This window comes from Rickettsiales bacterium (assembly GCA_033762595.1).
Lineage (GTDB): Bacteria > Pseudomonadota > Alphaproteobacteria > Rickettsiales > UBA8987 > JANPLD01.
In genome coordinates this window covers 1-15,686 of record JANRLM010000007.1, presented here as the reverse complement: position 1 = coordinate 15,686, position 15,686 = coordinate 1, and the positions used below count along the sequence as shown (strand labels likewise).

The 15,686-nt window shown below is 34.7% G+C and carries 9 protein-coding genes; 7 read left to right on the top strand and 2 right to left on the bottom strand.

The window, feature by feature from the left end; translation table 11 throughout:
* Window positions 1-64 precede the first annotated feature (64 nt).
* Genes SFT90_00455 through rsmD form a run of 4 tightly spaced genes read left to right on the top strand, consistent with a single transcriptional unit; the run spans window position 65 to window position 3,706 of the window.
* Window positions 65-1,018 (top strand): KpsF/GutQ family sugar-phosphate isomerase, encoded by a 954-nt coding sequence (locus tag SFT90_00455; protein MDX1948955.1) that lies wholly within the window; start codon window positions 65-67, stop codon window positions 1,016-1,018.
* A gap of 5 nt (window positions 1,019-1,023) precedes the next feature.
* Window positions 1,024-1,725: an LPS export ABC transporter periplasmic protein LptC gene (lptC, locus tag SFT90_00450; GenBank protein ID MDX1948954.1), complete on the top strand. Its 702-nt coding sequence runs from the start codon at window positions 1,024-1,026 to the stop codon at window positions 1,723-1,725.
* 12 nt (window positions 1,726-1,737) lie between these two features.
* Window positions 1,738-3,105: a tyrosine--tRNA ligase gene (tyrS, locus tag SFT90_00445; GenBank protein ID MDX1948953.1), complete on the top strand. Its 1,368-nt coding sequence runs from the start codon at window positions 1,738-1,740 to the stop codon at window positions 3,103-3,105.
* A 16-nt stretch (window positions 3,106-3,121) separates the two neighbouring features.
* On the top strand, window positions 3,122-3,706 hold the full coding sequence (gene rsmD, locus SFT90_00440) for a 16S rRNA (guanine(966)-N(2))-methyltransferase RsmD (GenBank protein ID MDX1948952.1): 585 nt from the start codon (window positions 3,122-3,124) through the stop codon (window positions 3,704-3,706).
* Between the two features lie 208 nt (window positions 3,707-3,914).
* Here the strand turns inward: rsmD and SFT90_00435 are convergent, their stop codons facing one another.
* Window positions 3,915-5,141 (bottom strand): hypothetical protein, encoded by a 1,227-nt coding sequence (locus SFT90_00435; GenBank protein ID MDX1948951.1) that lies wholly within the window; start codon window positions 5,139-5,141, stop codon window positions 3,915-3,917.
* Window positions 5,138-12,316: a hypothetical protein gene (locus SFT90_00430; GenBank protein ID MDX1948950.1), complete on the bottom strand. Its 7,179-nt coding sequence runs from the start codon at window positions 12,314-12,316 to the stop codon at window positions 5,138-5,140. Before SFT90_00430 ends, SFT90_00435 begins: the two co-directional genes overlap by 4 nt.
* Before the next feature lie 313 nt (window positions 12,317-12,629).
* On the opposite strand from SFT90_00430, the gene SFT90_00425 reads away from it, so the two are divergent.
* From SFT90_00425 to clpX, 3 genes are all read left to right on the top strand, one after another.
* The gene (locus tag SFT90_00425; protein MDX1948949.1) at window positions 12,630-13,439 is read left to right on the top strand and encodes a VirB8/TrbF family protein; all 810 of its coding nucleotides are present in this window, start codon (window positions 12,630-12,632) and stop codon (window positions 13,437-13,439) included.
* Window positions 13,440-13,442: 3 nt separating this feature from the next.
* The gene (locus tag SFT90_00420) at window positions 13,443-14,282 is read left to right on the top strand and encodes a TrbG/VirB9 family P-type conjugative transfer protein (protein MDX1948948.1); all 840 of its coding nucleotides are present in this window, start codon (window positions 13,443-13,445) and stop codon (window positions 14,280-14,282) included.
* A gap of 133 nt (window positions 14,283-14,415) precedes the next feature.
* Window positions 14,416-15,686 (top strand): ATP-dependent Clp protease ATP-binding subunit ClpX (gene clpX / locus SFT90_00415; protein MDX1948947.1); only part of this gene is annotated, 1,271 nt, incomplete at its 3' end.

Genomic DNA, 15,686 nt, shown 5'->3' with positions numbered 1-15,686 from the left:
TGCAAACTAGAACCCTTGATATTTCTCTAGATAATTCTAAAACTACTAATAAATTTTGCTGAATATGAAAAAAGAAATACAAATCGCTAGGGAAGTTATTGAAAGGGAAATTGAAGGTTTGAAAGCGTTAGAAGATGCTTTGGGCGATAAATTTTCAGAAGCTGTTGAGTTAATTCTTAATTGCCAAGGTAAACTAGTTTTGAGTGGAATGGGCAAAAGCGGGCATATTGCAACAAAAATTGCTGCAACTTTTGCATCTACAGGAACACCAGCAATTTTCGTTCACCCTGCGGAAGCTAGCCACGGCGATTTAGGGATGATTAGTAAAAATGATATTGCAATTCTCCTTTCAAATTCAGGCGAAACTGCAGAACTTAGAGATGTAATTTTCTATTGCAAAAGATTTTCAATTCCAATTATTTCAATCGTTAGAAGGAAAACTTCAATGCTTGTGGAAGCTGCCGATATTCCATTCGTTCTGCCAGCTGTGCCTGAAGCCTCACCAGTTGCAGCGCCTACAACTTCTACAACAATGATGCTCGCTTGGGGTGATGCCCTAGCAATGGCTGTAATGGAGCTAAAAGGTTTTAGTAAAGATGATTTTGGTGTTTTCCACCCTGGTGGCAAGCTCGGCAGCCAGTTTATCAAGGTTTCAAATGTAATGGCTAAGGAAGATAGGCTGCCAATTATAAGGCCTGAAGATAAAATGACAGATGTCATTCTACAAATCACAAAATATAATTTGGGCTGTGCTTTGACAATTGATGAAAATAAAAAACTTGATGGAATAATAACAGATGGCGATTTGCGAAGAAATATGAACGAAGAAATAATCTTCAAAACCGCAAAAGATTTACTTCATAAAAATCCCAAAACAATTAAAGCAAATGCTCTTGCCGTTGAGGCCTTGGCGATGATGAATAAATATTCAGTAACTTGTTTGCCGGTTATAAATGACGCTGAAAAACTCGTTGGTGTTGTTCATATTCATCATTTGCTTTCAAACGGAATTGGCTAGGTTCTATGATTGCGGAAATCAAAAAGAAAATAAATATCGGTTATGCAAGATATTTGAAGCAGAAAAGGCTTGATAGATTTCTGCAACCCGGTGAAATTACGCAAGCGGAAATTCACTCAAAAAGGGTTTCAAAATTAAAAGGAATGATAATAAGGCTTATCTTTTTATGTCTCATAGGTGTTTTGATTTTCCCTTTATTCCTTAAAAATATGCAAGGCTCAAAAATTAATTTTGAGAAAAATTCTGAAAATCAGGGCTCAGAGGAAGTGCCAACTGATACGATTCCAGTAATGCTTTCACCTGATTTTTACGGCCAAGATAAAAATAACAAGCCTTTCAATATCAAGGCAAAAAGTGCTGTCAGCATCAGTGATGATAAAATAGTTTTGATTAATATTGACGGAAAAATTGAACTTGAAGATGGCTCAAAAGTTAATTTAAAATCTGAAAAAGGGAATTATTTTCAAAAAAAACAAGATTTAATCTTATCAGAAGGGGTTGAAGTAAATATTGATAAAGGCTACAACCTTATCACAAATTCTGCCTATGTAAATTTGAAAGAAAATGTTATCACGGGTGGCGATATAGTTAATGTTAATGGCAAAATGGGCAAAATAAATTCAAAAGGTTTTATCATCAAAAATTCTGGAAATGAAATTCAGTTTTTTGGTGGCGTAAACCTAGATGCTGTATTGGATGAAAAGTAAAAATATAAAAAGATGAAAAATTTTAATTCTAAATATCTTAAACTAATTGAAAAACGCGGGTTTATTCAAGATTGCACTGATTTTGAAAATCTTGATAAATACCTCTATGAAAATGAAAAATCTGGAAGCCCTGCCATTGCTTATATTGGCTTTGATTGCACGGCAAAATCTTTGCACGCGGGTTCTCTAATGCAAATTATGGCTCTGCGTTTTTTTCAAAAATGTGGTCATAAGCCAATTATTTTGCTTGGTGGTGGCACAACTTTAATTGGTGATCCAAGTGGTAAAGATTCTGCCCGCCAAATGCTTACACAAGAGCAAATTGAAGAAAATAAAAACGGCATCAAAAAAGTTTTTACAAAATATGTTGAGTTTGAAGATGTTTTTAATCCAAACACCAATAAAGCATTCTTAGTTGATAACGCGGAATGGCTTAATTCCCTGCAGTTTATAATGTTTTTAAGAGATGTTGGAAAGTATTTTTCAATCAATAGAATGTTAACTTTTGACTCAGTGAAAACTAGGCTAGAAAGAGAGCAAGATTTAAGTTTTCTTGAATTTAATTATATGATTATGCAGGCTTATGATTTTGTAGAGCTTAACAAAAAATATGCTTGTAGAGTTCAAATTGGCGGCTCTGATCAATGGGGCAATATTGTTAATGGAATTGAGCTTGAGAGAAAAATAAAAAATTCTCAACTTAAAGATTCTGGAATTGACCTCTCAAAAATAGCTAAAAAAGATAAAGGAAATTTATTCGGATTAACCACGCCTTTGCTTACTAATTCTGAGGGTGCGAAAATGGGTAAAACTGCAGATGGTGCGGTTTGGTTAGATTCTGAATTACTAAAACCTTATGACTTTTGGCAATATTGGCGTAATATTTCTGATGCTGATTTAATGAAATTCGCTAAATTATTTTTAGATGCTGAAGAAAATGAAATTGAAAACGATGAAGAAAATTCAATTCTAAAAGATTTTGCAAATCTTGAAGGGGCAGAAATTAACAAAGCAAAGATTCGCCTTGCAACTGAAATTACAAAACTTTGCCATGGTGAAAATGAGGCTTTGCTTGCTGAAGAAACCGCTCACAAAGTTTTTGCTGAAGGCGTTTTAAGTGATAATTTACCTATTTTTGAAATTGAAAAAGAAAAATTATCTGAAGGGATTTCTGCGTTTGAACTCCTCAAAATTTCTGGTTTATGTGAATCAGGTGGTGAAGCTAGGAGGCTTATCAAAGGCGGGGGCGCAAGAATTAATGACGAAAAAATCTCAGATGAAAATTTGAAGATTGATTTATCTTTCTTAAAAGATGAAGCACTAAAACTCTCATCAGGTAAGAAGAAACATATTATTGTTAGGCTAACATCTAACCCCTAAGCCCTATCCCCAAATTATGAGAATAACAGCAGGAAATTTGAAAAACAAAGAAGTTTTAGCCAAGAAGAAAACCCATATAAAGCCAACCTCTAGCAGGGTTAGAGAGGCGATTTTTAATTTGCTAAATCACGGAAAATTTTTGAGCAATCTTGAAATTTTGAATGATGAAAACCCAAGCATAATTGAAAATAGAGTGATTGCAGATATTTTTTGTGGCACTGGTATTCTTGGTTTTGAGGCACTTTCAAGAGGTGCAAAAAAAGTTGTTTTTATTGATCAAAGCCCAGAATCTCTGCAAATCGCAAGAAGTAATGCAAACAGCCTTGGAGTTAGCGAAAAATGTAATTTTATTCAATCAGATGCAACCAATTTGATTAATTGTAATATTGAAATTGATTTGGTTTTTCTTGATCCGCCTTATAATAAAAATTTGGTTATCCCGACGCTAAAATCTATTGTTAAAAATAATTGGATAAAAAAGGGGGGGCTTGTGATGGCAGAACACGGCAAACTTGACAAAATTGAAGAAATTTCTGGCTTAAGTTTAATTGATAATAGGGAATATAACAACACAAGGCTCGCCTTCTTCAAGGCAATATAGAGAGAAGTCATTAGGAGTGGCTTACTAAGCATAAATATTACCAAATTTTTGCTTATTTTCCTCTAAATTGTCACCCCGCATTTATTGCGGGGTAAACCATAAAACAAACTCAAAACTTAGGTTTGGCAATGCTTTCAACAATTAACCCCGCAATAAATGCGGGGTGACATTAAGTGCATAAAATCTATGCTTATTAATCACTGCCAAATCAATTACAGCTATTTATAAGTCTGTGATAATTTATGCCATCAATTTCCGGCGATAAAACGCCTGTGTGGTAAGCCTTACAGCAATCTTCAACAATATTTAACCCATTTGATGATTTATAATTTTCGATGCAATTATTATAAAAATCATATTTTGTTTTACTTAAATTTTTGCATAGACTCTGAATATTTCTGCCGATTGTAACTCGTTTTTCCAAATCACCTTTTATATTTGGCATATTATCAACGCCACCATAATATTTGGCGGTATCACAGCAGGCAGGGTGGGTTTTGTTGTTTGCTAGTTCCGCAAAGCAGATTTCTTGCGATTTTTTAACTGAGCAAAATTGCGTGAATTCAGAACCCATTTTAGCATCAGCATTTTGCATTACATTAGAATATTTACAGCATTCTTCATTTGCAGATTTATCATTTTTCCAAGCTTTTAGGCAATCTCCAAAGAATTCTTTTTTAACATCAAGTTCATTAATTTTTTGGTGGATTGGTTTAAGTGGGCTTTTTTCGCCGTAATTACTATTGAGAGAATTTGCTAAAAAATTGCACCAGCTACTAATTTTCCCTTCAGTGTTAAACCTATTTGCACAAGTGCTAATTCCGCAGATTTCATCAATTTCAGCAGTTATCGCAAAAGGGTTTTTACAATGAAATTGGCAGGCTTCAATTTCAGAAATATTGATATTTTTATTTGTTCCTAAAATAAATTCATTATAGATTTCATCACAATTTCTGCTCATTCCAGCAGATGCATTATTGTTAAAAAATTCTTTGTTAATTGCGTGAAAAATATTTTTCTCCCAATTTTTATTTAAATCTGCAAATTCATTTTTTGGTTCATAATTATTATAAAAATTATAGGTTATTTCTTCAAAGCGATTACAAACTGAGTTATCTTTATCAATACTCACGCCAGTTTTGAACATACACGGGTCAACATCTCCAAAACGGAAGCCCATTTTCTTTTCAAATTCCCCGGGATAAATGTAATATAATTTTGCAAAGCCTATGCTATCAGCAACGCCAATGCCTGATAAAGTAATTTTTATACCGCCTGAAGTATCTTCCTTACTTTTAACTCTGTAATCGCTTTCATTAGGCACGGCGTGTGTGAAATCTTTTATTATAACATCATATTCTGAAGTTTGAGCGAAGGAATTTGTTGCAATCAATATGCATAGAAACAATGTAAAAAATTTAATAACTAATTTCATGGAATAATTTTTTTACTGCAATCTAAGTTATTTTTTTCACAATAATCTTTAATTATTGCTTCATAATTTCTTGTCATCTTGAATGGTGGATCATATCTACCATAATAGCCACCTGCATTTTGAGCGTTGAATAAGCAGGCTTTAACCTCATCAATTGCATAATTTTTGCCATTTGTGCTAACCAAGAATTTCCATAAATTTGATTCTATAATTTCATTAACATTGTAAGTTTTTTCAATGTATTTTTTCACTTCTGATAAAATAATTTTTCCATCTTTTTTAAGGTTTTTTGTTTCGTCATCAAAAGGTAATGCGATTGTTATATCAGCAGTTTCAACGCCATTTGCGATATTATTTAATCTATCATAGGTAATAGGTTTTGGATAACCATTCGGGCAGAGATTAGCATTCGCTGGCGGGGTTTGGTTTGTATAAAAATAATCATAATCAACTGCAAAATTTACCACTCCATTTTCAATTGTGTGAGTCAGTTTATATGGACGATATACTTGAACTTGATCCCATGCTTTTTCAACACAAACCGCCCAATCAGCGTTTTGACAAGATGCAAATAGATTTACAGAGCCAGCCGTTGATGAAAGTTGTGGAATACCCACTTGTTGTAATAGCCCATCTTTTTGAATTGAAGCCCCATATTTACAATCGTCTGGATCAACATTACTTGCACAATAAGGGCGGACTATAGTTCTTTCAGTTCTTCTGCCCCAACGATTAGTATTACCGCAGGAATCTAAGTTTTTGCCCCAATTCATCTCAGAAACTTTTATAGTAAATGCTTTATTCTCAACTCGGCTAACTTCTTCAACATATGCAACATGGCGTTTATATCCTGCATCAATATTTTCGCCAGAACTCAATTTATGATTAATATTCTCATTCCAAACTATAATATCGCCAACCATAACATTATCTAAACCTATGAAGCCGTGATCGTTTGCATCAATCATTCCATATTCAGGTGATGGAACACCCCTATCAGCGAGCGGAATGTTGAGTTCTAAATCGGTGCTAATTGAAAGTATTTCTTGTGAGTTTGAATTTAGTAAAACTTTGCCATCAGCGTCCCTCTTAAGCCCTGTAACTAAAGTTGCTTGAGTTGATTTTAGGCTTCTGCCATCAATTGATCTTGCACCTTCATCAATAGCCGTCATTATATTTCTTTGATAGCTTGCATTAGAGAAAGTTGGAATTGCGAGATTTATTTTCGCACCTCCTCTTTTTAGGACATAATTTGTTTCATTACCTATTGCGAAAGTTTTATCATAATCGCAGATGCAATTTAATTTCCACCATCTGATACATCTTGCTTGATAGAGCATCATTTCATACCAGCCGCCAATATCGCAACCCCTTGGCCCCACAATTGCATCTTGTGCACGAGGGTGAATATCTTGCGCTGAAGTTTCAGCTTTTATTGATGGGTTTTTAGGCTCTTGAGGTTTTACATTATGCCTAAAACCAAGATGGGCAGCATATAAGCCTGCTTGATATCTTTTATATAAATCAACATAGCTTTTATTTTGAAGAGTTTTACCAGTTGGCCTGATTAATTTTCTATCTTCTTTATTTAAGAAGATATTTTTGAAATTTTGGTTAGTGTAATCAACATTATATTCATCTTCTTCATCATCTGGGATATCATATCTTACCTCTGGGAAGCCAAGCCCACCTCTTTTGGTAATTTCTTGCAGATTATTATTGCTTTCTCCATCAGCGTTTTCTTCAATTTCACAATTACCCTCAGCATCTCTGGTCGAGCAATCCCGAGAGATTAAATCAATTGGGAACGGCACTGCAAGCTCCATAAAAGGTGATTCCCACCTTCTAGTTTGAGCTTGGAAAACAAAATCTTGGTGCTTATAGCCAGCCCCCGCTGATTCAAACCAAGCTGGAAGCCTTGCTAGATGGTTTGGCTCTTCTTTACTCCATCTTAGATAATCTAAAATTTGATAAGGTTGATTATTCAAATTTGTGCCATCTGGATTAATTGCCGTGCAAACATTGAATAGAACATTTTTTTGAGTTACTTCTGGAATGCTAGGGATATTCTCCTTTTTGTCATTTCTGAATGGGTTATAAACGCTATCATAAGGTATTGAATCTGAAACCTCACGCGTTACCACTGGGCAAGCCTTCGCCCTTGCTTGATAGAAACATTGCAACCACCTTAAGTAAGGACCATACCATTTACAAGTTGTAACGGGGCGTGCTAAATTAGAAATTTTTTGGAAGAAGCCACTTCCTTTAGGGTCGCCTGTATTTTTAATTCCAGTTATTTTTTCTACCCCACTTAGATCTCTGCCAACCATAAATACGTGCTGTTGACAGGTGCAGAAATCCTCTCTACATCTAGTGGTTTCTAATTTATCAGCAGGGCATTTGCACCAAAAGCCAAATGGGTCATCAGCACTTAAATCAACACCATTATCTTTTAACCAGAATTTATGCGTATCAACTGAATGAATATTTTCTGAACCAAAACTACGAATCTTTTTACCATCTATTTCTTCTATAGTTCCGTTATCAAAGCCCTCTAGAGAACCTAAATGGGTATCTTTATCTTCTTCATCAAGTGCATATTCTGTATCGCCTCTTGTGCAGTAATCTATGGCTCTAACTATATTATTTCCTAGTTGAAGACCTAATTGTGCTGGATCAGCCCCATCATAATCGCACCATTTAGTTATACAATCAGGAGCTATTGTATCTAGGATATCTCCTAATCCTTCATTTTCCCACATCTCACATTTACCACAATAATTTTTGCAGTCATCATTCGCATTGCTTGTATCATCACAATTACAATCATCAGGTTCTTCATCACACTTAAATTCTTCCTTAATATCTTCTATATCAGAAAGGGTGCATTCTATTGCCTCGAGTTGAGTGCCAAAAGCAATATTTAATGCTAAAAATATCGCATTAATAACTGCTTTACTAATTTCACAATCACATGCTTTATCATTTATATCTTTAGCTATAGTATTAACTTTACAAACTGGAGGAGTTTGGCTCGGCTCTTTAATAGGTCCTGTGCATTCAAGGAAGGCTTTTAAGAATTCATAATCAAATCTCGGTAACCGCCAGCCGATAATTTTTGGATCGTTAGTTTTGCGTTTATAGCTATCATACCAATCTGCACATCTAGATTTTAGCTTAAAGGTATTGTATGGCTCTTTACCAATTAACCAGTCAGAAATATAGGAATTTGGATCATCAACCCAAGTGGAAGCAACGCCAAAAGGCCCACAAGCATCTCTAATTCTTTCAACTCTATAATATTCTAATTTAGGTTTATATTCTTTTTTAAGAGGGAATGATGTGATAATAGTGCTCATTGCATTTATTTTGAAATGTCCGCCAATTTGCTTTTTAGCGTGCTTAAATTCATCTTTTTCAACTAGGTATGGGAAGTAAGGGGTTTCAAATTCACACCAGAAATTTCTACTCATTCCAAACCCAAGGGAGTAAGTTGTTGGCAACCATTTATAATAATTTGAATCAGCATTTTTTGCCTTAAACCCTCCAAAATCTTTATCAAAATTAGTTTTTTCTAGTTTGGAAGAATCTTTTAGAAAAAGAGCTAAATAATCTAGCCTGATATCGTCCCAATTTTTCCAAGCGTCGTGGATTAAATTTTCAGGGTCTTTATCAGGGTCATTCCAAAAATCCCCCAGTTTTCCTAGGCTCAAAGGCTCCATATGCATACAATTTCTTGCTGGAAAGCTATGATCAATCCATTCTCTACCCTTAAACGGTTCTTTTTCATCTAGAACTATTAACCCAAGCCTTGCCCCTTTGAAGTATAATTTATCCGCTTCACTTCTTTGCACTAAATGATAACCAAAAGCGGTTTTGCCACCTGAGCGAGCAAGCCAAGTATCCCTTATTTCAAAATCCTTATCTTCGTTTTCTCCAAATTTTTCCCAATTTTCTACAAAATAAACTCCGTCTTTAATATTAAATCCATAAGCAAAAACTGGAAGGCTTGGAACAGCACTTACTAAGGAAATTGCTGGCATATCTTCACGGGTGGTCATCCAGTGAAAATTTTCTGAATTTTTAATTTTATTGATTGAATCTTGAATAACACCAAAAAACCCATCTACTAAGTCATTATTGGCAATTGCATTTCTATTGGTAAAACTCCATGGTAAATCAATTATATTTCTAAAATCATATATAGGGTGGCAACCACCATCAGCGTGAGGATTAAGATTTGGATCTTCATAAAAAGGTTTTATTGTATCACGCCAAAATTGTGGAGGAACAATAGTCTCACAATCTCTTTGTGCAAAATTTATTCTTTCTGGATATCTGAATATGGAAGGAACATTATTTGCATCTAGCCCTTTTGGATCAATAGTTGGGTCAAACCTATTATATAAATCAAAATATCCTCTCTTAAAATCTACCCCTGGAGTTGTCTGTGCGGCCTCGCCACTAGGCACTTCAACCATATTGGTTAGGTTTGTTTCTTCAGTCTCAACTGGTAAGTTTGAGGCCGTCAAAAAATTCATATAATCAAAATATTCTGGCCTTAACCCCCTTTTATTTTTATTATCATTTTTTATTAGTTCTGATAATGCGAGTGCTTTTCCTCCCTCAACTGCGTTTCCTTCCGTTAAGCTATTAGTTAGGAATAATTGCATTAGCCTTTTGAAGTTTTCTCTTTCATCATAATTTTGGGAAGTGTCATAATAGGCAACCCATTGACACATACTTACATCAGAATTTAATTTTGAATTATTCCCATCTAATTGCACCCCAGCCTGCTTAGAGCTGAGAAGAATTGAGCCTTTATCGCCCTGAAACGCCCATTGTTCTATATAAAATTTCAAACATTGCTGGAGCTTATATTTTCTGCCCTTATTAACATCTAGAAGCAAATCGGCTTGCTCTGGGTTTTCTGGCAAATCATAAATATTTAGAGGGTTATAAGCATAATCAAGCCTTGATTGCGGCCGGCTTTGATAGCCATATTCTTCCAAACTTAAATTTATATATTCGTTATCTTCATCTCTATAAGGGCTTTCATTATATTCTGTATAATCATAAACATGCCTTTCAGAATAAGGTGTAAAAGTTGGCCTTCTAGCATCAGTTGCCCAATATTTTATTGTATTTCCATATATATCTTGCCTATCATTTGCTTGATATCTTGAGCCTGAATCAGTTGGATTTTCAAAACTTCTAACCGCTAATGGCATCCATCTTTCATAGGGGTCTGGGGGAAGGATTGTTGGTTTCTCTTTCTGCTCCCAACAGAAATTATCATAATTGAAGAAATATCTTTCAGCATTATATTTTCCATTTATTCTTCTTAAAACTTCTGCACCCGCATTAACATTTGCGTTATTGCCCACTTGCATTCTATCAACATATTTCAAATATTCTATGCAGTAAGCATCAACATCATCAATGATATCATCATTTAAGCACATTGGCAGGTAGCCTTGCTCAATCTTGGAATTATCTCTTTTATCTGCCATCATATCTTGCAGAACCGCTGGAAGCATCGGGAAGCCATTTGGCGTTCTATATGCACTATTTGGTTGTGAGCCAGATTTATAATTTTCAGTAATTTTAGATATTATATCATTAGTGATATTACTTCCATTAGGCAGATTATCTAAACTAAATAGACCATCTAACTCGCCCAATAAGGTACTTAAAGAAGCCCCGATTGTTTCACCATAAACTTTGGCGGTGCAGAGGGGGTGTTCCATTAGTAATCTATCATTTGGAATTAGATAAGATGAATCACCAGTGCCACCTTCAACTTCGTCAGGTGGGCCATTTCTAAGGCTGCCAGAAGTTAGAATTCTGCCACCAGTGTTAGGCTCAAAAAATTTAATACGATTGCTAGTATAAACTCCTGCAACATTTTCCCGATTAAAATCGCCATATGGCGGAAGCAAAACAAATCTCTCTTCAGGGTTGAAGCACCCTGTGCGAGATTCCCAAATATCACTCGTGTAAATTTTGTCGCTTGTTTCAGGTGGATATGATGAGACTATGTTTGAATCTTTTGGAGGTAATGTATTATAAAAAAACTTCCCTCTACCGCAATTTCCTCGCCATTGATTTGTTCTATCAGTAGCTTTACCGCCATTTTCATTATTATAATTTCCACCATAAATGCTATCAATTCTGTTGAACATAGTTTCCACTGGTGTTGAGCCAGCTGCTTGAACTTGCTTATCTTGGTTGAAATCGTTGAATTTAACATTTGGTGGGCTTGGATCAAACATACATTTTGGAATAAACATATTTGTTATTCCGGAACTCCCAAAATCATAAAAATCACCGATATCAAGTTTAGGCCCACCACCTGTGCCACCAGAGCCAGCCGTGCCACCTATGTTAGATCCAACATCACCCCATGAATCAGCTGAATTATCAGGCATACAGCCTTGAGAAATTATTGAACTATCATCGTCGCTTGTATCACCTGTGCCATTAGTTCTGTTTCTATAGCAAGGCGGGCAACCACTTTCAGAAGTCAAATCTCCATCATCATCTTCACCATCATCGTCATTATCATATCCTTTACAATCAGGCTCCCAAACAAGGCGGAATTGGATATTTTTTAAGCTTCCATCATTATTGCATCGTATGCATCTTTTGGTATTAAAAATTCCACATTCATCATTTCCATCTGCATTATCATTGTTATCTGGAAGAGATGGAAAGGGCGGGTTAGGCGGTGTGTATCCGTCCCCTTTTAGGTGATAATCCCAGTATTTTTCTAATCTATCTCCTTTATCATTACCTTTAACCGTGACCCCAAAAGCCTCAATATATTGGCAGGGGCTAACCATATCTTTTTTAACCGCTTCAAAATATTGCATGCATTTTTGTCTAGGCTCGTCAAAATCTCTTGACCCAAGAGGCCATAAATTAGGGTAATTTACTGGATATTTTCCACATAATTTATCCCAAATTTCACTTCCTTTAATTATTGTTGGCGGGGGGCTAGAATTGTCAAAATTGTCTCCTCCAAACTGGGCATAGCAGCTTCCATCCCATTTTACTTGGAGGGGGGGTAGGTTTGGATCATCAGGGTTAAAAGGTGGTGTGCTTTGGGCGGTCGCAGAGATTGCAATCAAACTGATTACTAGAAAATTGAGAATGTTTCTTAAAAATCTCATTAATGCATTTGTTTTTTGTAAAATCCAGATTTTCTCTTTAGCAGATAGTATACCCAAATCACCTTAGCTTCATACCCGCGAAAGCGGTTATCCATCATCGTTTTTTGGATTTCCGCTTTCGCGGGAATGAAAAATTGTAAGGACTTCAACCATTATACAATAAATTAATTAAAAATTAACTAAAATTATTGTATTTCAATAACTATTACTATAAAATTAATTCCTAAAACTAAAAGTAATAAATATTATTAGCGTATTAAGTCTAAAAATATAAGATAGAATCTGTTGTAAATTCATAATTAATCCAGCTTTTGTGTCAGAAGATTTTGCAAAATCATATTTTAGGGAACTCTCTGAGAAGATAGAATCGGGTGAATATTTCATTGAAGCTCGCGAATGGTATCTCTCTACATATTTAAGTAGATTTTTTGAAAGAACCTACCTCGTGATTATAATGCTAATGGTTTTTGCATTGATAGTTCTAGTTATAGTTTACTATTCATCAATTACGCCAATTAAAAAATCAGTGCCAATTAAGGTTGAAATTGAAGATGCCTCTGTGCTTTCAACCCGAATTTCCTATATGGGCGATAGAAAGAAAGAATTTTCTATTGATAATATTTTATTAAAATATCTATCCGCAAGATTCGTAGAAGCCCTAGAAAGCTATGATTTTAGGCAAGATTTTAAGAAATTAGATAAAAATAAAAAGATAATTTCAAAATTAGGTAATGCTGATATAAATTCATATTATGAAAATATAACATCAATCAGAAGTGCGAATAGCTTGGTTTTGAAGTATAAAAAAGATGTTATTCGGGAAATTTTTATAGATCCAAACAAGATTGAAATTGCCCCAAAGGGTGCTTTATCTGATAGTGAAATTAAGCAATATGAAATTACAATAAATTTCAGTGCTAGGGAATCTAATAGGTTTACTGGGGTTTTTGTGTCGCTCTGGCAAGCAAAAATTGGTGTAAATTTTGAAAATATTAAATATATAAAGGATAAAAAAGATTTTAATGATCTTAATTTTAAGGTAACATCATATAAAAGTTATGAGGTTGCACCGCCTAAAAAACAAGAAAATAATGATATTAACAAAGCTCAATCCAAAAACTAATTGATGAAATTTTTTACTAAATTTTTGCTATTTTTCTTTTTAATATTTGCATTAAATGCAAATGCCCAGCACGCTAACCAGAAAAGTGTTCCTAGTGCTGTTGATAAAAGGCTTAGAACATTTTTTTATAAGCCTGATGCTGTTTATGAATATACTGGCTATTACGGAATGCCCTCTCGCATTGATTTAGATCCTACTGAAAAAATCCTCACAATCGCAATGGGTGATACAACCGCTTGGATGATTAATCCAGTCGGTTTTAGACTTTTTTTGAAACCCGTTAAGTTTGATGCCCAAACTTATATGTCAATTATCACTAATAAAAGAATTTATTATTTTGAGCTTTACGCCAAGGAGCTTGAAGGATTAAATGACCCAAACATTGTTTATGCTACTAAATTTATTTATCCAGAGGGAAACCTTGAAATCCCAAACCAAACGGGGGATAGTGAAATTATCCAAGTGCAAGATGAAATAGAAGCAGCTGAAGATTTTCCTGACCCTGTTAGAGATGCAAATAAACTAAATTTCAATTATACTATAAGTGGCTCTAAAGTTATTTCACCTCTTGAGGTTTTTGATGATGGTGAATTTACTTATCTTAAATTCAAGCCAGTAAATGGCGAACAACCTGCAATTTTCCAAGTTATGCCAGATGGCAATGAAGCCTTAATAAATTTCAGGATTATGAAAGGTTATACCGTTATAGAAATGGTTGGAAGTCGCTTTACCCTTAGGTTTGGCGGTGAGGTTGCTTGTATATACAATGAGTCAATGCCGATGTCTGAAATTGTGCCAATGAACGGCGAAAGAACTGGTGAAAAATTCTTTGGATTATTCTAGAAAACAAAAGTAACATTCTCTAAAAATTAAATAATATTCAAACTAAATTATTTATTTTTTACTTGCTTTTTAGTTTGTAATATCCTCAATTATACAGGTTTATAAGATGATTTTGAACAATTAAGGTAATATAATGACTGAAGAAAACAAAGATGGTGGAACACTTTACTGCTCATTTTGCGGTAAATCTCAACACGAGGTTAAAAAACTAATTGCAGGCCCTGCAGTTTTTATTTGCAATGAATGTGTTGAATTATGCGTTGATATTATCCGTGAGGAAAGCAAATCCGCACTTGCTATTGATAGTGATGGTGGCGTGCCAAACCCAAGTGCGATTAAAAAAGTTCTTGATGATTATGTTATTGGTCAAGAAAATGCTAAAAAAATTCTCTCAGTTGCAGTTCATAACCACTATAAAAGGGTGGAATATATGGAAAAAGGCGGCACTGAGCCTGAAATCAGCAAATCTAATATTCTAATTCTTGGGCCTACTGGTTCTGGTAAAACTTTACTTGCACAAACACTTGCTAGAATTCTTGATGTTCCTTTCACAATGGCTGATGCAACAACCCTTACAGAAGCTGGCTATGTTGGTGAAGATGTTGAAAATATTATCTTGAGATTACTTCAAGCATCAGATTATAATGTTGAGAAGGCTCAAAAGGGTATAGTTTATATTGATGAGATTGATAAAATCTCTCGTAAGTCTGAAAACCCTTCAATTACTAGAGATGTATCTGGTGAAGGCGTTCAGCAAGCATTACTGAAAATTCTTGAAGGAACAATGGCTTCTGTTCCACCTCAGGGTGGCAGAAAGCACCCTCAGCAGGAATACCTTCAAGTTGATACAACCAACATTCTGTTCGTTTGTGGTGGTGCATTTGCTGGTATTGATAAAGTTGTTGCGAATAGAACGGAAGGTAGCTCAATAGGGTTTGGTGCGCCAGTTCGCAATAAAGAAAAAGTTGATCAAACCAAAGCACTAAAAAGCATTTCACCAGAAGATTTGGTTAAATATGGCTTAATCCCTGAGTTTGTAGGTAGAATTCCAGTAATTGCAACCCTTGAAGAACTTGATGAGGCAGCCCTAATTCAAATCTTAAAAGAGCCTAAAAATGCACTCACCAAACAATATAAGAAATTATTTGAGATGGAAGGTGTTGAGCTTGAATTTACTGATGGTGCATTAGCTGCAATCTCTAAAAAAGCAATTGAAAGAAAAACAGGTGCAAGAGGTTTAAGGGCTATCGTTGAAGGCTCACTTACTGATTTAATGTATGAAATTCCTGATCGTAAAGATGTTGCAAAAATCATCATTGATGAAAATGTTATCAATGAAGGTAAAAAGGCAAAAATCATCTTGAAAGATAAAGAAAAAGAAGAAAAGCCTAAAGATAAAAAAGT